This window comes from Stenotrophomonas sp. WZN-1 (genome assembly GCF_002192255.1).
Lineage (GTDB): Bacteria > Pseudomonadota > Gammaproteobacteria > Xanthomonadales > Xanthomonadaceae > Stenotrophomonas.
On sequence record NZ_CP021768.1, the window covers coordinates 2,153,767 to 2,178,383 of the forward strand.

Below are 24,617 nucleotides of genomic sequence, written 5' to 3' on the forward strand. Positions count from 1 at the left end.
TTCCCGGTTGGGCCGGTCAGATCTTGTTGTTGAGGTAGCCGAGCATCGAGTCGGTGGTGGAGATCGCCTTGGCATTCATCTCGTAGGCGCGCTGGGTTTCGATCATCGACACCAGCTCTTCGACCACATTGACGTTGCTGCCTTCCAGCGCACCCTGTACCACGGTGCCGAGGCCGTTCAGTCCGGGGTTGCCGTTCTGCGCCGGGCCCGATGCGGTGGTTTCCAGGAACAGGTTCTCGCCGCGTGCCTGCAGGCCGGCCGGGTTCACGAAGTCGGTCAGGGTCAGCGCGCCCACTTCCACCGATGCGGCGTCGTCGGCCATCTTCACGCTGATGGTGCCGTCGCTGCCGATGGTGACCGACTGCGCGCCCTCGGGAATCTGGATGCCCGGCTGCACCGGGTAGCCGCTGTTGGTGACCAGCTCGCTGTCCTGGTTGATCTTGAACGAGCCATCACGGGTATAGGCCGAGCTGCCATCCGGCATCTGCACTTCGAAGAAGCCGCGGCCGTTGACCATCACGTCCAGCGCGCGGCCGGTCTGCTGCTGGCCACCCTGTTCGAAATTCTTGGCGGTGGCGACCACGCGCACACCGGTACCCAGCTGCAGGCCGGTCGGCAGCTGGGTCTGCGCCGACGAAGAGCCGCCGGGCTGGCGCACCTGCTGGTACAGCAGGTCCTCGAAGCTGGCACGGTCCTGCTTGAAGCCGGTGGTGTTGGTGTTGGCGAGGTTGTTGGAAACCACCGACATGCGCATCTGCTGCGCATCCAGTCCGGTTTTCGCGATCCACAATGCCTGGTTCATCTTCGGTGTCCTGTCTGGGTGAAGCCGGCCGCGCGATGCGGCCCTTGGTAACGGGTGTGCAAGCGGTGTGCCAGCGCCGCGCCCGGGCGGCGCCGGAATTCCGTCAGCTGCCCAGGCGCAGCAGGCTGTTGGCACTGCGCGCGTTGTCGTCGCCGTGCTTGATCACCTGCACCTGCATTTCGTACTGGCGCTGCAGCTGGATCATCTGCACCAGTGCGCCGGCGGCGTCGACGTTGCTGCCTTCCAGCTGGCCGCTGTGCACGGCGGTGCCCTGCGCCGGGGCGAACGGCTGGCGCGGGTCGGTGTTGCGGAACAGGCCATCCAGGCCACGCTCGAGGCGCTCGTCCGGCGCCTGCACCACCTTGATCCGGCCGATCTGCGCCATCGTCTGCGGGCCTTCGCCCTGCGGGATGATCGAGATCGTGCCGTCGCCGCCGATCTCCATCGCCTGGTAGGGGGGAATGGCGATCGGGTTGTTGTTGTCATCCAGTACCGTGCGGCCGCCGGAGGTCACCAGCTGGCCGTTGGGTGTCACCGACAGCGCCGCGCCGCGCGTGTACGCTTCGCTGCCGTCGCTGGCCTGCACCGCCAGCCAGGTGCCGCTCTGCAGGGCAAGGTCCAGCGGCTTGCCGGTGATGTGCTGCGCGCCGGGCCGGCGGTTGAAGCCGGCGTCGACGTGCAGCGCATCCACCCGCGAGGCAAAGCCCGGGCCCTTGATCGGGAAGGCTTCGGTGTTGGCCAGCGCTTCCTTGAAGCCAGGGGTGTCCGAGTTGGCGAGGTTGTGGCTGAGCGTTCCCTGCGCCTGCAGGGAGGCGCGGGCACCGGTCATCGCCACGTAAAGGGCTTTATCCATGCGGGGAGTTCCGTGACAGGGTCAGCCGCTCATCAACGGATGTTGATGACGGTCTGGGTGATCTGGTCCTGGGTGGTGATCATCTGCGCGTTGGCCTGGAAGTTGCGCTGCGCGGTGATCATGTTGACCAGCTGCTCGGTGAGATCGACGGTGGACGCTTCCAGCGAGCCGGCCTGGATCTTGCCGAGGTTGGAGGTGTCCGGCATGCCGGTGCGCGGCGTGCCCGATTCGAAGGTCTCCACCCACAGGTTGTTGCCCTTCGATTCCAGGCCCTGCGTGTTGTTGAAGGTGGTCAGTGCGACCTGGCCCAGCGGCTTGTCGTCGCCGTTGGAATAGCGGGCGTAGACCACGCCGGATTCGGACACGGTCACTTCGTTGAGTTTGCCCGCGGCGTAGCCGTCCTGCTGGGTGTTGCGCAGCGCGAACTTCTCGCCGTACTGGGTCGAGCCACTGATATCCAGCGTCATGTTCAACTGGCCGGCACCGGTGGTCGGGGTGAAGGTGCCGAGGCTGACCTTGCCGTCGGCCGGTGCGACCAGCTTGCCGCTGTTGTCGAAGGTGACCGGGGTGGGTGCGCCTGCCGGCTGGCCATCGACGTAGTTGCGCACAGTCCACTCGTTGGGGTTGGCGCCCTTCACGAAGTACGAGACCTGGATGTGGCTCACGCCCAGCGAGTCGTACACGGTGATGCCACCGCTGGAGTGGTTGTAGCTGTTCGAATCGGTCGGGTCGAAGGTCGCCACCGTCGGTTGCTTGGCGTTGGCCGGCAGGGTGAAGCCAACCTTCACTTCGCTGGTCTGCTTCGGCGGGCTGTCGGTGGTCAGCAGCTGCAGGTCGACCAGGCGGCCGGCATCGAAGTTGGTGCCATCGGCATTCGGTGCGAACACCTGCAGGCGTGCACCCTGCGGATTGACCACGTAACCGGCCGAGTCGGTCTGGAAGTTGCCGGCACGCGAGTACACGCGCGAACCGTTCATGTTCATGGTGAAGAAGCCTTCACCGGAAATGGCCATGTCCAGGCTGCGCCCGGTCTGCTCGTTGTGGCCCTGGATGAACTGCTGGGCGACGTTGGAAACGCGCACGCCCGAGCCGGTCTGGTTCTTCGACAGGCCGTAGCTGGTCGAAGCGAACAGGTCGGCGAACTCCGCGCGCGACTGCTTGAAGCCGGTGGTGTTGACGTTGGCGACGTTGTTGGCGGTGACGCTCAGGTCGGTGTTGGCGGCATTGATGCCGGACAGCGAGACATTGAAGCCCATGGGATGCTCCTGGTTGATGCGGAATGTGCGGCTCAGCTGACGCGGAGCACGTAGTCGATCGGGGCCGTGCCCAGGCCCTTGAGGTTCAGGTACAGGCCGTCGGAACCGACGGTCACGCTTTCCACCGGCGCCTGCACGTAGGTGGACAGCTTGGTGCTCTTGCCAGCGGTGTCGACGTGGTTGGCGACGATGGAATACTTGCCCGGTTCCATGCGCTTGCCGTTGGCATCCTTGCCGTCCCACTGGAAGGCGGTTTCGCCGGCGGCCTTGGCCTCCACGCTCAGCGAGGTGACCTTGGCGCCGTTGGCATCGGTGATGTCCACGGTGATGATGCCGGCCGACGGCGCGGCCACCGTCCCTTCAACGCTGCCTTCCTTCTCCAGCACCAGTTTTTCCGAAGGCACCAGCACCTGGTGGCCGACCAGCGCCGCACCACGCAGCACCTGGTCGCTGGCCATCGATTCCTGGAAGCCCTTCACCGTCTTGTTCAGATCGGTGATGCCTTGCACAGTGGACATCTGCGCCATCTGCGCGACCATCTGCGTGTTGTCCATCGGCTTCAGCGGATCCTGGTGCTGCAGCTGCTCGGTCATCAGGCGCAGGAAGTCGGCCTGGTCAAGCGTGTTCTTCTTTTTCGTGGCATTGCTGTTGGGGGCATTCAGGCCCAGCGCGGAATAGACGTCCTGGCTGGTCTGGTTGTTGACGGCGGTGGTCATGGCGGTGTCCGGTGCTGCGGGCCTCAGCGGCCCATGGTCAGGGTGGCCAGGGCCAGTTCCTTGGCGGTGGTCAACATCTCCACGCCGGCCTGGTAATTGCGCGAGGTCGAGATCAGGTTGACCATCTGCGCCACCGGATCGACGTCGGGCTGGTAGATGTAGCCATCGGCGTCGGCCAGCGGATGACCCGGCTCGTAGCGCTTGATCGGCGCGGCCTCGCTCTGGCTGATCTCCTTCACCTTCACCGAGGTGATGTTCGGATCGTTCCTGCTGGTGACGGCCTGGAAAATCGGTTCCAGCGGCTTGTACACGGCGTCGGCGGAACCGGCGACGGTGTCGGCGTTGGAGAGGTTGGAGGCGATGGTGCTCATGCGCACCGACTGCGCCTGCAGCGCGGAGCCGGCGATATCGAAGATCGGCAGGTTGCTCATGGCTTATTGCCCCGTGATCGCGGTCAGCATGGAACGCACCTTGCTCTCGACGAAGCTGAGCGAGGCGCGGTATTCCAGTGCGGCGCGACCATAGGCGGCACGCTCGGCATCGGGGTCGACGGTGTTGCCGTCCAGGCTGGGCTGCACGCCTTCGCGCGCGATCTGGAACGGGTTCAGGCCACTACTGATCTCGTAGTGCTGCTCATGGGTGGTGGCCATCAGGCCGTTGGCATCCTGCCCCTGGGCGTGGCGCAGGGCGGCATCGAAGTCCAGGTCCTGGGCCTTGTAGCCGGGCGTGTCGGCATTGCCGAGGTTGCTGGCGATCAGCTTCATCCGCTGTTCGCGCAACGGCATGGCCTGGGCGTGGACGCCCAGGTAGTCGGTAATCAGGTTGCGCACGGTGCACTCCCACGGGAACGTTGCCCGGGAAGCTGCAAGGGGTGTGCCAAAGGCGTGGGGTCGACACGTTGCGATGCGGGGTCGGAGCCCGTTCCGGGTTCCGACCCCGCGGCCGGCCTTACGCCGCCAGCGCCACCTTGCGCAGGCGGTCCAGCACGAAATCGGCCAGTTCGTGCGGCGAGTACTTGGCGACGAAGGCATTGGCGCCGACGCGCTCGACCATGGCGTTGTTGAAGACGCCCGACAGCGAGGTGTGCAGCAGCACGTACAGGCCGGCCAGGCCCGGATGGCGCCGGATTTCCGTCGTCAGCGTGTAGCCATCCATGGCCGGCATCTCGATGTCCGAGATGACCATGGCATAGCGCTCGGCCGGGTTCTCGCCCGAGGCGTGGACCTGCAGCAGATGGTCCAGCGCCTGCTTGCCGTCGGAAAGCAGGGTGGCACCCACGCCCAGCTGGTCCAGCACGCTGCGGATCTGCTGGCGGGCCACGCGCGAGTCGTCCACCACCAGCACCTGCAGTTGCGGGCCGTCGGCGGGCATGGCCATCGCCGGGTCGAGTACCGCTTCACCGCGCACCTGCGCGATATCGGCCAGCACGCTCTCAACGTCGATTACCTGGATCAGCTCACCCTGGAAGCGGGTGACCGCAGTCAGGTAGCTCGACTCGGCGCCCAGCTCCGGCGGCGGGTGAATGTCTTCCACCGCGATGTTGACGATGCGTTCGACGCCACTGACCAGGAAGCCCTGGATCGAGCGGTTGAACTCGGTGACGACCAGGTAGCCCGGCGAGGTGTCCGCATCGGGTTCGCGCTCGGGGTGGCCGATCGCCAGGCCCAGGTCCAGTACTGGCACCGAGCGGCCGCGCACGTCGGCCACGCCGGAGAACTGGCTGGGCAGGCCGGGCACCTGGAACAGCTCCGGGCGCCGCAGGACTTCCTGCACCTTGAAGACATTGACGCCAAAAAGCTGACGTCCGCCGAGACGGAACAGCAGCAGCGCCAGGCGGTTGTGGCCGGCCAGTCGGGTTCGCTGGTCGATCCGGTTGAGCAGGTCATGGGACATGGCTGCTGTATCGGCGTGGTGGGTGCGGAACTTGAGCGTTTTTGTCGAGACCAGCCACGCTCGACTGCTCTGCTCTGGCACACCCCTTGCACGCACCTGGGCCAGGTCATGCCCATTGAAGGAGGCGCCATGCGCCGGGTCACATCCCTATTCGCCATCGTGCTCGGCATGGCCGCGCCGTGGGCGGCCGCTGCGGACTGGCAGCCGGTGGCCAGCATCCGCGCCGCGGCGCTGTCGACGCTGCCGGCCGGCAGTGAAGGTGAGGCACAGGTGGCCGATGCGCTGCGCCTGCCGAAATGTGGCAGCGCGTTGCAGGTGCAACCCACCGCCAACACCACGGTGGAGGTCAGCTGTCCCGATGCGGGCGGCTGGCGCCTGTTCGTGCCGGTGAAGGTACGACGCAACCAGACCGTGCTGGTGCTCAACCGTGGAATCGGTACTGGAGAAACCCTCACTGCCGCCGATATCACCACTGCCCAGCGTGACGCCGCCCGGATTGCTGGCGCGGTGCTGTCCGATCCCAATGCGGCGATTGGCCGCATCGCCCGCCGTCCGTTGCAGGCTGGAGCCCTGCTGTCGAACAACGATCTGGTGGTTCAGCGTCTCATCAAGCGAGGAGACAATGTGGCCCTGGTGTCGCGTCGCGGCTCGGTCGAGGTCCGCATTGCTGGCCGTGCGATGGGTGATGCCGGTGAGAACGAACGGGTTTCGGTCGAGAACCTGTCCTCGCGGCGGATCGTGCAGGGCACGGTCGATGCCGCAGGTGACGTAATCGTGGCGCGTTGAATTACCGCAAAATATCCCTAAAGATCACGGCCCTGCGGCCGTTATCCCTTGTGAACGGCAACTCCAGGACACCCCATGAGCCAGAAAATCGACGGCAACCTGCAGGTCCCCCAGGCACTGCGCAGCGTGACGACCCCGGCCAGCAAGCCCGGCGTCAGCACCGATGCGGCGGCGCGCCCGGTCGAGGCGGCCGACAGCCTGCGCCTGACCGGCGAGGCCACCAATCTGCAGGCCATCGAGCGTGAGCTGACCACCGCCCCGGCGATCGACGCCCAGCGTGTGGCGGCCGTGCGCGAGTCGCTGCAGAACGGCACCTACAAGATCAATCCGGACGCGATCGCATCGCGCATGCTCGATCTGGACCAGCAGCTGCACGGATGACTGCGGCGATGAGCGAGCCGCTGCAGCGTCTCGCCCAGGCCCTGGACGTTGAGCGCCAGGCCCTGGTCGAGCACGACGTGCACGCCCTGATCCGGGCCACCGGGGCCAAGCTGGAAGCGCTGCGTGCGCTGGAAGGCGCGCCGCCGGTGGGCGAGGGCGAACAGCTGCAGGAACTGGCCGAGCGCAACCGCGCCAACGGCGTGCTGCTGTCGCGCCGCCGCCGCGAGGTGAACTGGGCGCTGCGCCAGCTCGGCCGCACCGAAGACGCCTCGGCCTACGATGCCAAGGGCCAGTCGCACACGGTCAGCATCGGCCGGCCACTCGCCGTCGCCTGACGCGACGGCGGTCGCACAACGCCTCCCGGCGGGCTGAAGCCCGCTGCATGACCGCGTATATTGGGCGCCTGTTCGAACGCCCCGAGTCGCCGTGTCCGCCGCCAACGCCCTGGTTACCGCCCCCCTTCCGCCGCAGCCGGTGCTGCAGGCCCTGCTTGAGCGCCTGCGCGAAGGCCTGCTGCTGTTCACCGATGACGGGCAGGTGGCCCTGGCCAATCCGGCCGCACAGAACCTGCTGGCCAGTGGCGAGGACGGCGGATTGCCGCCGCCGCAGCGGCTGCGCGAACTGCTGCCCCCCGATGCACTGGAGCAGGCCCGCCAGCATGGCCACTGGAATGGCAGCCTGCCGCTGGGCGAGGGCGTGGTCATCGCCCACCTGTACCACCACGGTCCGGTCGGCGAAGGGCATTTCCTGGCCCTGTTCCGCCACATCGAAGGGCAGGAAGACTACGAACGCGAACTGCAGCAGCGCCACGCCGAGCTGCGCCAGGCCTACCTGCGCCTCAATGGCACCCAGGAGAAGCTGCTGCAGTCGGAGAAGATGGCCTCGATCGGCCAGCTGGCCGCCGGCGTCGCGCACGAGATCAACAACCCGATCGGTTACGTGCACTCCAACCTGGGCAGCCTGCAGGAATACCTGCGCAGCCTGTTCACCGTGATCGAAGCCTACGAGCGCGCCCTGCGCGCACCGGATCCGAAGGCACTGATTCCGGAAATCGACGACATCCGTGACCGCCTCGACATCGATTTCATCAGCCGCGACCTGCCGCAGCTGATGGCGGAATCGCGCGAAGGCATCGAGCGCGTCACCCGCATCGTGCGCGACCTGAAGGACTTCTCGTATTCCGGCCGCGACGAATCGTGGAAGCTGGTCGACCTGCACGCGGGCCTGGAATCGACCATCAACATCATCTGGAATGAACTCAAGTACAAGGTCACCCTGGTACGCGAGTTCGGCCAGTTGCCGCTGGTGGAGTGCCTGCCGTCGGAGTTGAACCAGGTCTACATGAACCTGCTGCTCAACGCCGGCCATGCCATCGCCGAGCGCGGCACGATCACCGTGCGCACCGGCGTCGATGGCGATCACGTGTGGGTTGAATTCGAAGACACCGGCGGCGGCATCTCGCCGGAACTGCGCCAGCGCATCTTCGACCCGTTCTTCACCACCAAGCCGGTGGGCAGCGGTACCGGCCTGGGGCTGTCGATCTCCTACAGCATCATCAACAAGCACCACGGCCGCATCGACCTGGACAGCACCCCGGGCGTGGGCTCGCGCTTCCGCGTGGTGCTGCCGGTGAAGCAGCCGCGCTGACCGCACCTGGTAGTGCCGGCCGCTGGCCGGCAACCTCATCCAACCCGACACCCCAGAGCAGCCGGCCAGCCGCCGGCTCTACCGGGCCGCATCATCAGCGCGGCGGCCGATCCTCGCCAACATCCCCAGCGTCCACCGGCGCCGGCCCGGCATTGCTGCGGCGCTGTTCCTCGTAGGTGCGGAATGCCTGGTGGATGTGCTTGCGCAGCTCGTCATCGTTCCACGGCTTGGTCAGGAACCGATAGATCGCGCCGCGGTTGATCGCATCGGTCACCGTGTTCAGATCGGTGTAGCCCGACAGCACCAGGCGGATCGTGTCCGGGTACAGCATCTTCACCCGGCCCAGGAATTCGGTGCCGCTCATGTCGCTCATGCGCTGGTCGGACAGGATCACCTGCACGTCGTTGATCGCCAGCAGGTCGAACGCATCACGCACGTTGCCGGCCGCCAGGATGCGGTAGCCGTCGCGGCGGAACAGGCGCACCAGCGAGCGCAGCACGTTTTCCTCATCGTCCAGAAGCAACAGCGTCCGGTCCGGGCGCGTCTCGGCGAAGGCTTCCGGACGCAGGTAGCGGCGGCGCAGGGTCATGCCGGCGGCATCGGCCGACATCGGTTCGCCGAACAGGTAGCCCTGGAACACATCGCAGTCGTTGCGGCGCAGGAAGCCCAGCTGGGCCTGCGATTCCACGCCGTTGGCGATCACGGTCATGCCCAGCTGGTGGCCCATGGCAATGATCGCGCGCGCGATGGCGGCCTCGCGGTTGCCGGCCGGTGCGCTCTTGATGAAGCTGCGGTCGATCTTCAGCTTGTCCACCGGGTAGCGCACCAGCGCGCTGAGGCTGGAGTCGCCGGTACCGAAGTTGTCCAGGCTCAGGCTGATGCCTTCGTTGCGCAGGTTGGCCAGCGTTTCATGGACGAAATTGACGTTGTTGGTCAACGCACTCTCGTTGATTTCCAGCGTCAGCATGTGCGCCGGCACGCCCGCCGCCTGCAGCAGGGACATGACTTCGGCGAAGAAGTTCGGCCGCAGCAGCTGCAGGGTGGACACGTTCACCGCGATGGTGAAGTCATCAAAGCCCTGGTCGCGCCACAGCCGCGCCTGCTTCAACGCGCCTTCCAGCACCCAGGTGCCGATCTGCACGATGATGCCCAGGCGCTCGGCGGTGCGCATGAAGCGCTCCGGCACCAGCATGCCCAGGGTCGGCGACTGCCAGCGCAGCAGCGCTTCCATGCCCACCACGTGGCCATCGCGAGCACTCACCAGCGGCTGGTAGCGCAGTTTCAGCTCGCCATTGGGAATGGCATCGACGATCTGGCGCGCGATGATGCTCTCGCTGTGCGCGCTCGGCGGAGTGTCCACCGCATGGATGCGCACGGCATTGCCGCCTTCGCGGGCGGCCTGGTACAGCGCATCTTCCGCATGGTCGAGCAGGCGTGAGGCACTGCTGGCATGCTCCGGGCACAGGCTCACGCCCAGCTTGCCGGTCATGAACAGCGTGTACGGCAGCACCGACAGTGGCAGCTCCATCTGCTGGCGGATCTCTTCGGCGAAATCCTCCGGCAGCGGAAGGTCTGCGGTGCGTGGCACCGCGATCAGGAACTCGTCGCTGCCATGCCGCCACAGCTTGCCGCGCCCGCGCAGGTAGGACTGCAGGCGCTGGGCGACCAGCACCAGTGCCTGGTCGCCCACTTCGGCACTCATGTTCTCGTTGACCGACGCAAAGTGGTCGATGTCCACATGCATCAGCATCAGCGCGATGCCGCCGGAGGCCGCCTCGGCAACCATCGCCTGCAGCTCGGGGTTGCCGGCGCCAAGGCGGTCGGGGGCATCATCGATGCTGACCGGGGGCAGGTTGGGATTCCACATAGGCTCAGTATTCCGGTGAATCGACGGCGGCCATGCTGGTCGCCTGGTAGGGGAGATGGACGTCGATCAGGGTGCCCTCGCCATGCGCGGACTCGATCCGCACGTGACCACCGACGCTCTGTGCGCGCTCGCGCATCACGATCAGGCCGAGGCCGCGCGGGCCGTCCGGATCGAAGCCCTCGCCGTCATCGCGGATCTGCAGGTGCAGCCCACGCTGGCCGACATCGCGCAGCTGCAGCAGGACCTGGCTGGCGCGCGCATGGCGCAGCGCGTTGGTCAGGCTTTCCTGGGCGATGCGGAAGCAGGCCTGTTCGATGCTGGTGTCGGGGCGGTGCGGCAGCGGCTCGATCTCGGCCAGCAGCTCCACCGGCGAAGAGCGGAACAGCACCCGTGCCTGCCAGCTCAGCGCCGCCTCCAGGCCCAGTGCATCCAGCTGCGGCGGGCGCAGCAGGGTGGAGATGTCGCGCAGCTTGGCCACGGTGGTGTCGGCCAGGCTGACGATCTGCGCCAGATCCTCGCCACGACGCTTTGGATCGTCCTCATCCTGCGCCGCATGCGCCGACAGCTTGATCGCGGTGATGGCCTGGCCGATGTCATCGTGCAGGTCGCGCGAGATCGCACGACGCTCGTCCTCCTGCAGCGAGAACAGCCGCCCGGCCATCGCCTGCAGTTCGCGGTTGCTGGTTTCCAGCGCGCTGCGGGTGCGTTCGGAATCACTCAGGTCGCGCACGATCAGCAGCTTGCAGTCGCGGCCGCCGTAGCGCACTTCGCCCACCGCCAGGCCGGCATGGAAGCTGCGGCCGTCGCCACGCTGCATGGCCACCACGCTGCTGTGGCCGGGCCCCAGGTGGGGCTGGCCAGCGCGCAGCTGGCTGCGTACCCGTGGCAGGTCGGCGGCAGCGACCAGGGCCGACAGCGGCTCGCCCAGCAGGGTATGGCTGCCGTAGCCGAACAGGCCGGCGGCCCAGGCGTTGGCGTACAGCACATGTTCGTCGGAGAGGATCACCACGCCGTCGGGCAGTACCCGCACCAGCTCGCGGAACTGTTCCTCGCGCTCGCGCAGCAGGCGCCGCGACTGCTCGCGCTCGGTCACGTCCTGCAGCGTGCCCAGCACGCGGCTGCGGCCGGCTTCGTCGATGCCGCTGGCCGCCCGCAGGTGCACCATCAACGCACGCCCATCCATCGACAGCAGCGGCAGCAGCACGTCCACCTGCACGGGATCGCCGGAGCACAGTTCGGCCAGCAGCTGCTCGGTCTGGGTGGCGGTGGCCGGATCGGCCGGCACCAGCAGCTCGTCGAAGCGGTGCCAACGACGGGCCTCGGGCGGGCGGCGGCCGAGCAGGCGGTAGACCTGGTTGGAATAGCGGCCCAGCCCGGTGGACGGGTCCAGTTCCCAGGCGCCGATGCGGGCCAGCTCATGCGCTTCCTCCACCCGGGCCAGCGCCTGGTCGCGGCGCAGCTGGGCCAGGTCCTCGGCGGTGCGGTCGATGGCGATCAGCAGGCGGGCGTTGTGGCCGTCGTAACTGATCGCGTTGGAGCGCAGTTCCATCTGCCGCAGTGAGCCGTCGCGCAGCTGCAGCTGCGCGCGCAGGATGCACAGCTCCTCGGGCGCTTCGCGGATCGCCTCCAGCTTGGTCTGCAGCGCCTGGTCCTGGCCTGGCGGCCACAAGGCGTCGATGGTCTGTTCCAGCAGCTCGTCGCGGTCCCAGCCGAAGGCGCTGCAGGCGGCGGGGTTGGCATCGAGGATCGCAAGCGTGTCCAGGTCATAGACCAGGATCGGGCCGGGGTTGCCCTCGAACATCTGCCGCAGGCGCAGCTCCGAGGCCTGCTGGCGTGCATGGGTATGCAGCACGTGTTCGGCCAGCGGGCGCAGCAGCAGATACAACAGGCCAGCGCTGGCCAGGGCGAAGAACGAACCCTTCAGGCCCTGCCACAGGGCCGCCTGCTGCGGGTCCGGCACCAGCGCCTGCACCACGCTGTCGGTGGAGATCATCCAGGCCAGCGCCATCACCAGGTAGCTCAGCACCACCCGGCGCCGGTCACGGCTCAGCGCCTGCGCCATCCGCGGGTCGGGAACTGGGGCGTTGCCGGTCGGTTCTGCGGGCATGGACGGGGCGGGTGAAAGGGGCGCCGGTCATCTTACCCCGCAGCGTGCCGTGACCACTCAATTATCCGTCGCAGGCGCCGTTAACCACTGCGTGCCCCGCTGACGGGCGTGTCATCCGGAGCAAGATCGCGTGGACCAAGGGATCATCGCCAGCCTGCTGCAGCACCCGCTTGCGTCGGCGCTGGTCATCGTCGACCGTACCGGGCGCCCACTGGCGGCCAACCCGGCTGCGCGCGAGCATGGCCTGCCGGCCACCGTGGCTGCCTACGCGCCGATGCTGGAAGATCTGCGCCTGATGGCTGCCGATGGCGGCATCGTGGCCTGCACGCTGCCGGGTGGCCCGCGTGGACACTACGACGGCCATCTGCGCGCCGTGCACGACGGCGCCGGCAATCTGCTGGCGTTCACCCTGAGCATTCCCGAGCCGGTGCCGGTCGATGGTGGCGGGCGCTGGGAGCTGGCACTGGACAGCGCCGGCCACAGCCTGTGGGACTGGGACATTCCCAGCGACCGCGTGGCGCGTACGCCGGCGCTGGGTGACGAGACCGCCACCGAAATGCTGTCGCGCGTGCACGGCGAGGACATCGCCCAGGTGCGCGCCGCGCTGGACGAGCACCTGCGAGGGCGCAGCGAGCAGTACAGCGCGCAGTTCCGCTTCCGCCAGGCAGACGGGCAGTGGCGCTGGGTGTTGGATCGCGGCCGCGTGGTTGCGCGCACCGCCGATGGCCAGCCATTGCGCATGGTCGGTACACATACCGATATCGAGCAGCAGAAGCAGCTCGAATCGCTGCTGCAGGAACAGCAGCTGCACCTGAGCGAGGCCCAGCGCATCGCCAGCATGGGCAGCTGGTCGTTCGACCCCAACAGCGGCCACTTCTGGTGGTCGCCGGAACTGCGCTCGCTGCTGGCGCTGGAGCAGGGCGCCGTGCCAGGCCAGCGGCGCTGGCTGAAGCAGCTGCACCCGCGTTCACGGGGTGCGCTGCGCGCGGCATGGCGGCGCCTGTGGCGTGACGGCCGTGCCGCCAATCTCGAGCTGGAGCTGACCCGCGGCCATGAACCTTCGCAGCACCTGCGCCTGTGGATGCAGCCATTGCTGGACATGGACGGGCAGCCCAAGCGCCTGCTCGGCCAGGTCCAGAACATCACCGAGCAGCACCAGACCGACGCGTTGATCCGCTGGCGCACCGAACTGCTCAACCGGGTTTCCGCGCTGGGCCGCATCGGTGGCTGCGAGATCGAGGTGCAGACCCGGCACATGCAGTGGACCGAGGAGTGCTATCGCATCCATGGCCTGCGCAAGGAGCCGATCACCCTCGCTCAGGCGATGGCGCTGTACACCGAAGACTCACGCGATGCGTTCGAGGCGGCGCTGGTCCGCATCGCCGGCGGCGGCCTGCCGGAGCAGCTGGACCTGTGCTTCTACCGCCAGTCCGGCCTGCGTGTCTGGGTGCAAGTGCTGATCGAGCTGGATCGTCGTGATGGCCTGCCACCACGCTTCGTGGTGCTGTTCCGTGACATCACCCGCGAGCGCGAAGCCAACGAGCGCATCGAGCTGCTGGCCCACTACGACCTGCTGACCGGCCTGCCCAATCGCGTGCTGCTTGGCGAACAGACCGCCGAAGCCATCGAGGAAGCCCGCGACCGCGGTACCTCGCTGGCGATGCTGTTCATCGACCTGGACGGCTTCAAGACCATCAACGACAGCTTCGGCCACGCTACCGGCGATGCGCTGTTGAAGGCCGCTGCCACCCGCCTGCACCAGAACCTGCGCAACAACGACCTGTTCGGCCGCTTCAGTGGCGACGAGTTCATCGTCGTGCTGCGCGACCTGGCCGAGCCGGAAGATGCGGGGCATGTCGCCCGCAAGCTGATTGCCTCGCTGGCCGAGCCGCTGCGCCGTGGCGAGACCACGCTGAAGGTCGGCGCCAGTGTCGGCATCGCGATGCTGGGCGATGCCCAGACCGACTTCGATTCACTGCTGCGCGCCGCCGACGCCGCGATGTACGCGGCCAAGGAAGCCGGGCGCAACACCTACCAGTATTACAGCCAGGACGCATTGGCCCGCATCCAGCGCAAGCTGGAGCTGGAGCACGCGCTGCACGGTGCGATCGAGCGCGAAGAGTTCAGCCTGGCGTACCAGCCGCTGCTGCACGCCCACCACGGCGAGCCACCGGCGATCGAGGCACTGTTGCGCTGGCACCGGCCCGGCATCGGCTACTGCAGCCCCGCCGAGTTCATTCCGATTGCGGAGAAGTGCGGCGAGATCGTGCGCATCGGCGACTGGGTGCTGAATGAAGCCTGCCGCCAGGCGACCGCCTGGGACCGTGCTGGACTGCATTTCGACCGCATCGCGGTCAATGTGTCGGCGGTGCAGCTGCGCGACCGCGGGTTCGCCGAGCGCGTGATTGAGATCTGCCACGCCCACGGTTGGCCGCCGCAGCGGCTGGAGCTGGAGCTGACCGAGTCGGCGCTGATCCGTGACACCGACATCCTGCGCCACTGCTTCGATGTGCTGGAACGGCACGGCGTACCGCTGGCGGTGGACGACTTCGGTACCGGCTTCTCCAACCTCAATTACCTCAATCGATTCCCGGTGGGGCGCCTGAAGATCGACCGCAGTTTCGTGCAGGGCATGCTGCATGACTCAGGCACGGCCGAAGTCACCCAGGCCATCGTGCACCTGGGCCACGCCCTGGGCATGAAGGTGGTGGCCGAGGGCGTGGAAACGCACCAGGAAGAAGACATGCTGCGCCGCCAGGGCTGCGACGAGATCCAGGGCTACCTGTACTCGCGCCCGCTCAGCCCGCGCGACCTGGCACAGTGGCTGCGCCAGCAGCACCCGGCACCGATGCGTACCGACGCCAGCAGCGAAGCCGTGCTGGTGCGCTGACAGTCTGCGCTGGCAGGCACGTGCTCTGGTAGGTGCCGATTTTTGGTGGGTGCCGACCGTTGGTCGGCACGGATGCCTGCGCTCGCGATCACCCGCGCATGGCGTGGTTCTACCGCCGCGGGTCGATGAATCGTCGAGGAAGCTCGCATCGCACCCGGGCGCGCACCACTTCCACAACTTCGGCATAGCCCCGCAGCTGGATGCGGTAGCCCATGTAGAACACCAGCAGGAAGGCCAGCATCGGCCATGCCACCGGATGGATCAGAATGATCGGCAGCAGCACCACCGTCATGGCCAGTGCGAACCAGCTGCACCGTCCGATCACCCGCACCTCACGCCGTCGCTTGTCGACCACCAGCTGCCCGCGCATCAGCGGGAAGTAGCGGCCAGCAAAATGCGGTGCGAAGCTTTCGCGGAAGGCCACGCTGCCATCGGGCAGTGCATGGAAGGCCTGGCTCATCCACCGCTCAGTCGGCAGGTCTTGCTCCAGGCCCGACAGCGACAACCGGGCCAGCTTGGCAGGGGAGGCGGCGATGCGCTGGTTGAACAGGACGATGCCGGTACGGAAGAAGAACGGCGCCCAGAAGATCAGCAGCAGGAGTTCCATCAGCATCACTGCGATCAGGGCGATGGCCATCGGTCTTCCATGAGCGGGACCGGGGCATCATGCCACAGCGATTACGTCACGCCAGTAGATCCACGCCATGCGTGGATGTTGCGGCGAGAGCCAGGCGGCACACCGGTAGATGAGAACCACCCCCGCAAGCCGTGGACCTACCGGTTCATCAATGCGATGCCTGCAATGGAATAGCTTGCGATCAGCAGTCCCAGCACATACGCCGCGACGATGATCAGCCAATACGTCACCGACTGGATTTCTCGTCATACATCAATGGTGCCGGCGCGGTGATGGCTCAGATGGACATGCCCGGTGCTGATGGCAGCTGCTGCCATCCAGGCGCACAGAAAGGCCATCAGCACGAAGAGCAGGCTGCCGAACAGGAACGCGACAGGTCGATGCCGGGGCGGCCGCAAGGTGGCGTAGGCGGGACGCCAGGTAAAGGTGACCGCGATGAGCGCCATCGCGGCAAATCCCGGCCAGGTCATGAACGTGGTGCTCATGCGACGACACTCCGTGTCCAGCCGTAGGGGGGGGGGGCGTGGGCGGATCATGCCATGGGTGTCGAACGGATGGCGGTGAATGCCATCCACGCATGGCGTGGATCTACTTCAGCGCTTCCCCGTCCAGCCCCAGATCCCACGCCAGTCCCAGCAGCGCTTCATCCGCCCGCGACGGGCCAGGCCGCGCATCCGCCAGCTGCTGCAGTTCGCGGATCTCCTCGCGTGCCACCTCTTCCAGCTGCTGCAGCTGCTCACGCACGCTCGCGTTGCGCGGGCGGTCGGTGTCGGCGAGGGAGGGCAGGGCGCGGATCAGGGTCATGGTGCGCGTACAGGATGCATCCAACGGCGGGTCACAGGCAAAGGCCCCGGACGAACCGGGGCCTTGCGGGCTGCCGGCGAGGGCAGCGGACATCAGGATCAGAACAGCTCGACGGTGCCGGCGCCCATGCTCTGCTGGGCGACCGGCTTGTGCGGCGGGCGCTCCCACTCGCTGCGCAGTTCGCGCAGGCGGCTGCCGGTGCGCTGCAGGGCGGTGGCGATCTCTTCGTCGAACACGCCGCCATTGCGGTGCAGCAGTTCCTGCAGGGCCACCGCTTCGCGGTTGATCGCGGTCAGGCGGTCCAGGTGGGTGTGCACGCCGCCCAGCGCCTGGGTGGCGATGTCTTCGAACTGCAGGGCGCGCACGGCTTCGGCCACGCTGCCATCGATCGAACGGGCGCACTCGGATACTTCACGCATGCCGTCACCCAGCGAGGCGTTGATCTGCGCGACGTTGTCGAGCATCGCCGCTGCTTCCTGGCGTGCTTCGCGGGAGCGGTCCATGTCACGCGAGGCCATGTGCGAGACCGTCTCGCGCACCTTGGCGATGGCGTCCTTGGAGCTGTGCGCCAGCTTGCGGATCTGCTCGTTGAAGGTGGTCGAACGCTCGGACAGGTTGCGTACTTCGTCGGCGACCACCGCGAAGCCACGACCGGCTTCACCGGCACGCGCAGCTTCAATGGCAGCGTTCAGGGCCAGCAGGTTGGTCTGGTCGGCAATCGACTTGACGTCTTCCAGCAGCGCGAAGATGCCATCCAGGTGCTGCGCCATCTGGTCGATGTGCTGCACGGTGGTGCTGCTCTGGCCGCTCACCTGTTCCAGCGCTTCCACCAGCTGCTCCATGCGGTGGCTGGCGTGCTGGGCGAAACGGGCAACGTCAAGGCCGGCATTGCCTTCGTCACCGGCGCGGTCGACGATGCGCGACAGGGCCTGGCTCTGCTGGCGCGACTTGCGGTTCATCGCATCGAAGCTGCCGCCCAGGCTGGACACCGCCTGGCGGATCAGGTCACGGGCGCGTTCCACTTCGCCGCGCGAGCCGTCGATCTCATTGCCGACGAAGCTGCGCAGCTCGGTCAGCAGCTGGTCCTGCTCACGCAGGACGCGGGCATGTTCCGGGGAGCGATGCGCCTGGGCGCGGGTGGTCCACCACGCAAAGCCGAGCCAGCTCAGCGTCATCGTGGTCAGGATCGCCCAGCGCAGGGCGGCCGGCCATTCGAAACCGATGGCGAAGGGGAGCAGCAGGGTCAGAGCCAGGGGGGCGGCCAGACGGATGAAAATGCGTGAGTACATGGACGTTCTCGGGAGGTGCACGGAGGATGTATCGGCCGTACCCCCCTTCTCTTTAACGTCGATGTGCTCTCTGAATGCGCCGGATTTCTGGCGCCGTCCGCCGGGCATGGCCCGGCGCTACCCTAGCGGTCGGTCGGTAGCGCCGGGCCATGCCCGGCGGACTCCGTGGCCTCACGCCAGCTGCCGGTCCACGGCCTCGATCATCGCCTTGCGGCCGAACAGGAAGTCCCAGTAGCTGCCGCCCAGCTGGCGCCACAGCACCGCCGAACGCACCGCGGCCAGCAGCAGGGCGCGGATCTCGGCGACCACGCCGGCCTGGCCCAGGTAGTGCGGGTTGCCCTGCACCATCACCCGCGGCTTCAGGTGGCTGATGGTGTCGGCATACAGGCCGCCCAGGTTGGCCAGTACGTCCGGGTGGCCACTGTCGCCCAGCTCGACGGCCTGGCGCTGGGCGCGCTCGATGCCCGAGGCGACCTTGTTCACGGTCGCCCCGTCCTGCACGAAGCGGCGCTCCAGCTGCAGCACCGACAGGGCCAGCTTGGGCAGGATCGGGTCCTGGCCCTGGCTGCGGAAGTAGTTGTGCAGCAGGCGCAGCCCAGCCTTCAGTGCATGGCGGTCACCGAACACCTCCTGCGGCGAGGACGCATCGACGCGGAACACGCTGTCCACGGCGGTGCGCACGGCGGCGGCGTCGGAATGGCCGGTATCGGCGATGCGGCGTACCTGCTGCAGGGCCTGGGCAATGCCGGCCAAAGCCAGGACGCGGTCGTCGACAGTGAAACTCATGCAGCGATTACCTCAAAAGGGGAAGGGGTGGTGCGCAGGCGCTGTTCCAGCGGCGCATCGGTGGCGGCGATCACCGCGCCACCCAGGCACACATCACCGTCATACAGCACCAGCGATTGACCGGGGGTAACGGCGCGCTGCGAGCGCGCGAAGCTGACCAGCACACTGCCGTCGTCCAGCACCTCGACCGTACACGGCTCGTCGGGCTGGCGGTAGCGGGTCTGGGCGGTGCATTCGAAGCGCCGTGCCGGCGGTGAGCCGGTGATCCAGTGCGCGGTTTCCGAACGCAGGCGGTCGGACAGCATCCATGGGCTGTCGCGGTCCTGGTCCACGTACAGCACGTTGCTGGCCACATCCTTGCCGACCACGTACCACGGCGCGGCCGGGCGGCCACGCACGCCGCCGATGTTCAGTCCCTCGCGCTGGCCCAGGGTGAAATAGAACACGCCCGGATGCTCGGCAATCACGCTGCCGTCGGCCGGGTCGAGGATCTGGCCCGGCTTGGCCGGCAGGTAGCGGCCGAGGAACTCGCGGAAATCCCGCTCACCGATGAAACAGATGCCGGTGGAGTCCTTCTTGGCGTGGGTCGGCAGGCTGACGTCACGCGCGATCCGGCGCAGGTCGGTCTTTTCCAGGTCGCCGATCGGGAACAGGGTGGCCGCCAGCTGCTCCTGGCCCAGCTGGTGCAGGAAGTAGCTCTGGTCCTTGGAACGGTCGGCACCACGCAGCAGCAGCCACTGGTGGCCGCGCTGGGTCACGCGCGCATAGTGGCCGGTGGCGATGCGCTCGGCGCCCAGCTCGCGGGCGGCGTCCAGGAAGTGCTTGAACTTCACTTCGCGGTTGCACAGCACGTCCGGGTTCGGGGTGCGGCCGGCCGCGTACTCGGCCAGGAAGTGCTCGAACACGCCCTGCCAGTACTCGCTGGAGAAGTCGCGGAAGTGGAACGGGATGCCCAGCAGGCCGCACACGGCTACCGCATCGCGACGGTCATCCTCGGCGCGGCAGTCACCGCTGCCGTCGTCGGCCCAGTTCTGCATGAACAGGCCGGCCACGGCCTCGCCCTGCTGTACCAGGCGCCAGGCGGCGACCGAGGAATCGACGCCACCGGAGACGCCCACCATTACACGTGGAGTGCTCATGCGACCTCCCGGACCAGCGAAAGGGGATGGCGCTGGCCACCCAGGTAATCCGCCACCACCTGCCACACCAGCGGGCTGCGCTGGCGCTCGCCGGCGGCCTGCAGCTCGGCCGGGGTCAGCCACAGCGCGCGGTCGATGCCAGTGTCCAGCGGCTGCGCCGGGTCATGCGAGACCGGGCGCGCCGCATAGCAGAAGCGCAGGAAGGCGGTGCCGTCGCCGGCGGTCCACTGGTAGCAGCCGATGAAATGGGTCAGCTGCACCGTCCAGCCGGTTTCCTCGCGGGTCTCGCGCAGGGCCGCCTCGGCCAGGCTTTCGCCCGGCTCGAGGTGGCCGGCCGGCTGGTTCAGCACCTGGCGGCCGTCGATGGTCTCCTCGACCAGCAGCACGCGGCCGCCGTCGATCACCACCGTGGCGACGGTGGCGTGCGGTGCCCAGCGCGGGTCCGGCGTGGCGTTCAACTCAGAACTCGTCCTTCTTGGTCAGTTCCAGCTCCATCGCGTCGGCGGTGCGGATGGCCGCATCGATGGCGTCGCTGAGCTGGTCGGCGGTGGCATCGGCGTCGATCTTCACCACGAACATGGCGGTGGTGTCCTGCTTTACCCAGCCGCCCATCTTGGCGTCCTGCGAATCTTCCAGCAGGCGGTTGGCCACGGCCACCGGGAACAGCTTGGTCTTGGCGCTGTAGGCGGGCGACCAGATTTCGCGGATGTTGTGGCTGCCGAAATCTTCCACCGCCGAGCGCACGTAGACCATCTGGGTGCGATCACCCTCGACGTCGAAGACCATGCGGTAGTCGCCATCCTCGTCGACTTCGTAGGTGTAGCCCAGCTTGTCCAGGTGGCGAGCCACGGACTTGTCGGCCTGGGTCTCGGCGGCGGCGGAGCCGGCGGCGGCCAGGGCGATCAGCAGGGCGGGAAGAAGGGTCCTTTTCATGAAGATCCTGTGAAACAGTGTTGAGAGAGGGTGCAATTGTGACGGTGGGCGTGCGTGCCGTCCAATCTGCGTCGGGCCGACGCAGGCTTGCGCGAGCCTTTATAATGGGCAGATGCCCCATGAGTCTTCCCCCGATTCCCATCACGAGCACGGCGTAGCCGTGGAGCCCGCGCGCCCGGAAGTGGCGCCGCCGCCGTTCTACCAGGTGATGCTGCTCAACGACGACTACACCCCGATGGATTTCGTGGTGGACGTGCTGCAGCAGTTCTTCAGCATGGACCTGGACAAGGCCACGCAGGTGATGCTGCACGTCCATACCCGCGGCCGCGGCGTCTGCGGGGTATTCACCCGTGAAGTGGCCGAGACCAAGGTTGCCCAGGTCAACGAGTACTCGCGGATGAACCAGCACCCGCTGCTGTGCACGATGGAAAAGGCCTGACCGGCTGCCGATTCTCGTCCGGGCACATTGTTCCCGGATGGGTGTGCCCACCAAGGTGGGCACCTGCCAGGGCATGAGGCCTGTATCGATCCCGAGCGCGCTTGCCCACCAACATGGGCACCTGCCAGGCGCGGGTCAGCCCTCCGCCAGCGCCTCCAGCGCCATCCGTGCCACCGCCTCGTCCACATCGGCCGGGTCGCCGTCATCCCTGAACCACACTGCCGACAGCGCCGTGCTGGCCGCGACCCAGCGCAGCAGGCGCGTGCGCTCCAGGCCGGCCAGTGCGCTGACCTGTTCCAGCCGGGCGGCAAACCGCTCGGGCCGGGTGGCCACATGGATGCCGGGGCCGCACAGGTCCGGATTGCTGAACATCGTCGTGTAATCGAACGCGCGGTCGCCCAGCAGCCGCTTCGGGTCGATCGCCAGCCAGCCACGCGCGCCGAAATCCAGCACGTTGTCGTGATGCAGGTCGCCGTGCAGCGGCCGGATCTCGCGCTCGTCCTGCAGCAGGCCTTCCGCCAGCAATCTGCACTGTTCCAGCAGTGGTGGCAGCGCCGCCCTTGGCTGCAGCAGGTCGACGAACCATCTACGCAGGTAGACCAGGTCGTCTGGCGGCGCGCTCCGTGGCCGGTGCAGCCGCTGCAGGACCTGGCACAGGAGGGTGGTGCAGGCGTCATCGTCGCCGTCGATCGAGCGTTGCCGCAGCGAGTCGCCGCCGGCACGCTCGATCAGGATCGCCGGTCCCTCGTGGGCCAGCAGGCGGGCGGCGCCGTCACCGTCCCACCAGCGCAGCAGGCGATGGCTGTTCTGCTCTTCGGTTTCGCTGCTGACCTTCAGCATCGCCGGTTCGCCGGCGGTGGTCAGCACCGGCCAGAGCTGGGCATGGGGCGTTTCGATGGCCGGGCCATCACGCCGCAATCGCCAGCGGCTCAGGTAGGGTTCGCTCATGCCGGGTGGGCTGTCCTGGAGTGAATGAAGATCAAGCGATTCGCACTGCTAACGCCATCTGAACGCAGCAATCCGCTAGGGTGATGGAAATCGCGTAGTCAGGCCGCATATTGTCCCCATCTGCCGCCGGAGTAATCCATGTTCAGCAAAGACCTCGAACACACCATCGGCCAGTGCTACAAGCGCGCCCGTGAGGCCCGGCATGAGTTCATGACGGTCGAACACCTGCTGTTGGCACTGCTCGACAACCCGTCCGCCCAGGCCGTACTGAAGGCCTGTGGTGCCGACGCCGAACGCCTGCGCCAGGAGCTGGAGCAGGCCATCGAGGCCTCCGTGTCCCGCCTGGCCGAAGATGACGGCCGCGATACCCAGCCGACCCTGGGCTTCCAGCGCGTGCTGCAGCGGGCCGTGTACCACGTGCAGTCCTCGGGCAAGAAGGAGGTCACCGGCGCCAACGTGCTGGTCGCCATCTTTGGCGAAAAGGACTCGCATGCCGTCTACTACCTCAACCAGCAGGATGTGACCCGGCTGGACGTGGTCAATTACCTGTCCCATGGCATCGCCAAGCTGGGCGAGGAGGGCGAGCAGCCGTCCTCCTCCTCCGAAGGCGAAGGCCGCATCGAAGGCGGGGAGGGTGAGCCGAAGGGCGATGCCCTGACCGAGTTCGCCAGCAACCTCAACGAGCAGGCCCGGGCCGGTCGCATCGACCCGCTGGTTGGCCGTGCCGACGAGATCGAGCGCACCATCCAGGTCCTGTGCCGCCGCCGCAAGAACAACCCGCTGTACGTGGGCGAGGCCGGCGTGGGCAAGACCGCGATTGCCGAGGGCCTGGCCCGCCGCATCGTCGAGGGCTCGGTGCCCGAGGTGCTGGCCGACGCGGTGATCTATTCGCTCGACCTGGGCGCGCTGGTGGCTGGCACCAAGTACCGCGGCGACTTCGAGAAGCGCCTGAAGAGCGTGCTGACCGCGTTGAAGAAGGTACCCAATGCGGTGCTGTTCATCGACGAGATCCACACCATCATCGGTGCCGGTTCGGCGTCGGGCGGCACCATGGATGCGTCCAACCTGATCAAGCCGGCGCTGGCCTCCGGTGAGCTGCGCTGCATCGGCTCGACCACCTTCCAGGAATACCGTGGCATCTTCGAGAAGGACCGGGCGCTGGCCCGTCGCTTCCAGAAGATCGACATCGTCGAGCCGACCGTCGGCGAGACCTACGAGATCCTGCAGGGGCTGAAGTCCAAGTACGAACTGCACCACGGCGTGACCTATTCCGACGAGGCACTGCAGGCAGCGGTGGACCTGTCGGTCAAGCACATCGGCGACCGCCTGCTGCCGGACAAGGCCATCGACGTGATCGACGAGGCGGGCGCCCGCCAGCGCCTGCTGCCGGAAGGCCAGCGCAAGGAGCTGATCGACGTCGAGGAAGTGGAGGCGATCGTCGCCAAGATGGCGCGCATTCCCACCAAGCAGGTCAGCGCCACCGACAAGGATGTGCTGCAGCACCTGGAGCGCAACCTGAAGATGGTGATCTTTGGCCAGGATCCGGCCATCGAGACGCTGTCCTCGGCGATCAAGCTGGCACGCTCCGGCCTTGGCAACCCGGAAAAGCCGATCGGCAACTTCCTGTTCGCCGGCCCGACCGGTGTCGGCAAGACCGAGGTGACCAAGCAGTTGGCGCTGCAGCTGGGCATCGAGCTGGTCCGCTTCGACATGTCCGAATACATGGAGCCGCATTCGATCAGTCGCCTGATCGGTGCCCCTCCGGGCTACGTCGGCTTCGATCAGGGCGGCCTGCTGACCGAGAAGATCGTCAAGACGCCGCACTGCGTGCTGCTGCTGGACGAAATCGAGAAGGCGCACCCGGACATCTTCAACATCCTGTTGCAGGTGATGGACCGCGGCGTGCTGACCGATACCAACGGTCGCGAAGCCAACTTCAAGAACGTGGTGCTGGTGATGACCACCAATGCCGGCGCGGCCCAGGCCTCGCGGCGCTCGATCGGCTTCACCAAGCAGGACCATGCCACCGACGCGATGGAGACCATCCGCCGCAGCTTCACCCCGGAATTCCGCAACCGCCTCGACGCGGTGGTGCAGTTCCAGGCGCTGGGCTTCGAGCACATCCTGCGCGTGGTCGACAAGTTCCTGATCGAGCTGGAGATGCTGCTGCAGGACAAGCACGTCAGCCTGTCGGCCACGCCGACCGCGCGCGACTGGCTGGCCCACCACGGCTTCGACCCGCTGATGGGTGCGCGCCCGATGGCCCGCGTGATCCAGGACAAGATCAAGCGTCCGCTGGCCGACGAGCTGCTGTTCGGCAAGCTGGTCAACGGCGGCAAGGTCAGCATCGATGTCCGCGACGACGAGCTGGTGGTCGAGACCCAGGCCGAACCGGAGCGCCTGCTGCCGGTCACGGTGGAGTGAGCTGACGCCGGGCCTGGCCC

Annotated in this window: 25 protein-coding genes; 7 read left to right on the top strand and 18 right to left on the bottom strand. The window is 67.2% G+C overall.

Annotation, left to right across the window (positions count from 1 at the left end; translation table 11 throughout):
• Positions 1 to 16 precede the first annotated feature (16 nt).
• The 7 genes from flgG to CCR98_RS10175 all read right to left on the bottom strand — a co-directional run bounded on the left by flgG (position 17) and on the right by CCR98_RS10175 (position 5,520).
• On the bottom strand, positions 17 to 802 hold the full coding sequence (gene flgG / locus CCR98_RS10145) for a flagellar basal-body rod protein FlgG (RefSeq protein ID WP_087922491.1): 786 nt from the start codon (positions 800 to 802) through the stop codon (positions 17 to 19).
• 103 nt (positions 803 to 905) lie between these two features.
• A complete protein-coding gene (locus tag CCR98_RS10150; RefSeq protein WP_087922492.1) occupies positions 906 to 1,655 on the bottom strand; it encodes a flagellar basal body rod protein FlgF in 750 nt (249 codons plus the stop codon).
• 32 nt (positions 1,656 to 1,687) lie between these two features.
• Positions 1,688 to 2,911: a flagellar hook protein FlgE gene (gene flgE, locus CCR98_RS10155; protein ID WP_087922493.1), complete on the bottom strand. Its 1,224-nt coding sequence runs from the start codon at positions 2,909 to 2,911 to the stop codon at positions 1,688 to 1,690.
• Between the two features lie 32 nt (positions 2,912 to 2,943).
• Entirely contained in the window at positions 2,944 to 3,627 is a 684-nt protein-coding gene (locus tag CCR98_RS10160) for a flagellar hook capping FlgD N-terminal domain-containing protein (RefSeq protein ID WP_087922494.1), read from the bottom strand.
• Between the two features lie 23 nt (positions 3,628 to 3,650).
• On the bottom strand, positions 3,651 to 4,058 hold the full coding sequence (flgC, locus tag CCR98_RS10165; protein ID WP_087922495.1) for a flagellar basal body rod protein FlgC: 408 nt from the start codon (positions 4,056 to 4,058) through the stop codon (positions 3,651 to 3,653).
• 3 nt (positions 4,059 to 4,061) lie between these two features.
• The gene (gene flgB, locus CCR98_RS10170; protein WP_005409576.1) at positions 4,062 to 4,457 is read right to left on the bottom strand and encodes a flagellar basal body rod protein FlgB; all 396 of its coding nucleotides are present in this window, start codon (positions 4,455 to 4,457) and stop codon (positions 4,062 to 4,064) included.
• 118 nt (positions 4,458 to 4,575) lie between these two features.
• Positions 4,576 to 5,520 carry a chemotaxis protein gene (locus CCR98_RS10175; RefSeq protein ID WP_014037130.1) on the bottom strand — a complete coding sequence of 315 codons (945 nt, stop codon included), beginning with the start codon at positions 5,518 to 5,520 and terminating at the stop codon, positions 4,576 to 4,578.
• Positions 5,521 to 5,649: 129 nt separating this feature from the next.
• On the opposite strand from CCR98_RS10175, the gene flgA reads away from it, so the two are divergent.
• The 4 genes from flgA (at position 5,650) to CCR98_RS10195 (ending at position 8,334) form a co-directional block, all read left to right on the top strand.
• Positions 5,650 to 6,306: a flagellar basal body P-ring formation chaperone FlgA gene (gene flgA / locus CCR98_RS10180; protein WP_087922496.1), complete on the top strand. Its 657-nt coding sequence runs from the start codon at positions 5,650 to 5,652 to the stop codon at positions 6,304 to 6,306.
• Between the two features lie 75 nt (positions 6,307 to 6,381).
• Entirely contained in the window at positions 6,382 to 6,687 is a 306-nt protein-coding gene (flgM, locus tag CCR98_RS10185) for a flagellar biosynthesis anti-sigma factor FlgM (RefSeq protein WP_014647067.1), read from the top strand.
• Positions 6,684 to 7,022 carry a FlgN family protein gene (locus tag CCR98_RS10190; RefSeq protein ID WP_014037132.1) on the top strand — a complete coding sequence of 113 codons (339 nt, stop codon included), beginning with the start codon at positions 6,684 to 6,686 and terminating at the stop codon, positions 7,020 to 7,022. Before flgM ends, CCR98_RS10190 begins: the two co-directional genes overlap by 4 nt.
• A 91-nt stretch (positions 7,023 to 7,113) precedes the next feature.
• On the top strand, positions 7,114 to 8,334 hold the full coding sequence (locus tag CCR98_RS10195) for an ATP-binding protein (RefSeq protein WP_014037133.1): 1,221 nt from the start codon (positions 7,114 to 7,116) through the stop codon (positions 8,332 to 8,334).
• Positions 8,335 to 8,428: 94 nt separating this feature from the next.
• Here CCR98_RS10195 and CCR98_RS10200 read toward each other — a convergent pair whose 3' ends face one another.
• Together CCR98_RS10200 and CCR98_RS10205 are read right to left on the bottom strand one after the other, a co-directional pair.
• Positions 8,429 to 10,201 carry an EAL domain-containing protein gene (locus CCR98_RS10200; RefSeq protein ID WP_087922497.1) on the bottom strand — a complete coding sequence of 591 codons (1,773 nt, stop codon included), beginning with the start codon at positions 10,199 to 10,201 and terminating at the stop codon, positions 8,429 to 8,431.
• A gap of 4 nt (positions 10,202 to 10,205) precedes the next feature.
• Entirely contained in the window at positions 10,206 to 12,308 is a 2,103-nt protein-coding gene (locus CCR98_RS10205) for a PAS domain-containing sensor histidine kinase (RefSeq protein ID WP_087922498.1), read from the bottom strand.
• Positions 12,309 to 12,438: 130 nt separating this feature from the next.
• On the opposite strand from CCR98_RS10205, the gene CCR98_RS10210 reads away from it, so the two are divergent.
• Complete coding sequence (locus CCR98_RS10210; protein ID WP_087922499.1) at positions 12,439 to 15,198, top strand: EAL domain-containing protein; 2,760 nt, start codon at positions 12,439 to 12,441, stop codon at positions 15,196 to 15,198.
• Positions 15,199 to 15,307: 109 nt separating this feature from the next.
• Here the strand turns inward: CCR98_RS10210 and CCR98_RS10215 are convergent, their stop codons facing one another.
• The 8 genes from CCR98_RS10215 to CCR98_RS10250 form a co-directional block, all read right to left on the bottom strand.
• The gene (locus CCR98_RS10215; protein ID WP_087922500.1) at positions 15,308 to 15,835 is read right to left on the bottom strand and encodes a hypothetical protein; all 528 of its coding nucleotides are present in this window, start codon (positions 15,833 to 15,835) and stop codon (positions 15,308 to 15,310) included.
• A 245-nt stretch (positions 15,836 to 16,080) separates the two neighbouring features.
• A complete protein-coding gene (locus tag CCR98_RS10220; RefSeq protein ID WP_087922501.1) occupies positions 16,081 to 16,320 on the bottom strand; it encodes a hypothetical protein in 240 nt (79 codons plus the stop codon).
• Positions 16,321 to 16,423: 103 nt separating this feature from the next.
• The gene (locus CCR98_RS10225; protein WP_014037139.1) at positions 16,424 to 16,639 is read right to left on the bottom strand and encodes a hypothetical protein; all 216 of its coding nucleotides are present in this window, start codon (positions 16,637 to 16,639) and stop codon (positions 16,424 to 16,426) included.
• A 98-nt stretch (positions 16,640 to 16,737) separates the two neighbouring features.
• Complete coding sequence (locus CCR98_RS10230; RefSeq protein WP_087922502.1) at positions 16,738 to 17,928, bottom strand: methyl-accepting chemotaxis protein; 1,191 nt, start codon at positions 17,926 to 17,928, stop codon at positions 16,738 to 16,740.
• A 171-nt stretch (positions 17,929 to 18,099) separates the two neighbouring features.
• The gene (hflD, locus tag CCR98_RS10235; RefSeq protein ID WP_087922503.1) at positions 18,100 to 18,714 is read right to left on the bottom strand and encodes a high frequency lysogenization protein HflD; all 615 of its coding nucleotides are present in this window, start codon (positions 18,712 to 18,714) and stop codon (positions 18,100 to 18,102) included.
• Complete coding sequence (mnmA, locus tag CCR98_RS10240) at positions 18,711 to 19,853, bottom strand: tRNA 2-thiouridine(34) synthase MnmA (protein WP_087922504.1); 1,143 nt, start codon at positions 19,851 to 19,853, stop codon at positions 18,711 to 18,713. Before mnmA ends, hflD begins: the two co-directional genes overlap by 4 nt.
• Entirely contained in the window at positions 19,850 to 20,311 is a 462-nt protein-coding gene (locus tag CCR98_RS10245; RefSeq protein WP_014647078.1) for an NUDIX hydrolase, read from the bottom strand. The genes mnmA and CCR98_RS10245 overlap by 4 nt, the downstream gene beginning before the upstream one ends.
• Position 20,312: 1 nt before the next feature.
• Positions 20,313 to 20,786, bottom strand: coding sequence for a hypothetical protein (locus tag CCR98_RS10250; RefSeq protein ID WP_087922505.1), 474 nt, complete (start codon positions 20,784 to 20,786; stop codon positions 20,313 to 20,315).
• 112 nt (positions 20,787 to 20,898) lie between these two features.
• Here CCR98_RS10250 and clpS point away from each other — a divergent pair, with 112 nt between their 5' ends.
• A complete protein-coding gene (gene clpS, locus CCR98_RS10255; RefSeq protein ID WP_006444529.1) occupies positions 20,899 to 21,225 on the top strand; it encodes an ATP-dependent Clp protease adapter ClpS in 327 nt (108 codons plus the stop codon).
• Between the two features lie 135 nt (positions 21,226 to 21,360).
• On the opposite strand, the gene CCR98_RS10260 is transcribed toward clpS, so the two are convergent.
• Complete coding sequence (locus CCR98_RS10260; protein WP_087922506.1) at positions 21,361 to 22,173, bottom strand: APH(6) family putative aminoglycoside O-phosphotransferase; 813 nt, start codon at positions 22,171 to 22,173, stop codon at positions 21,361 to 21,363.
• A 138-nt stretch (positions 22,174 to 22,311) separates the two neighbouring features.
• On the opposite strand from CCR98_RS10260, the gene clpA reads away from it, so the two are divergent.
• Complete coding sequence (clpA, locus tag CCR98_RS10265) at positions 22,312 to 24,597, top strand: ATP-dependent Clp protease ATP-binding subunit ClpA (protein WP_010485852.1); 2,286 nt, start codon at positions 22,312 to 22,314, stop codon at positions 24,595 to 24,597.
• Positions 24,598 to 24,617: the final 20 nt, after the last annotated feature.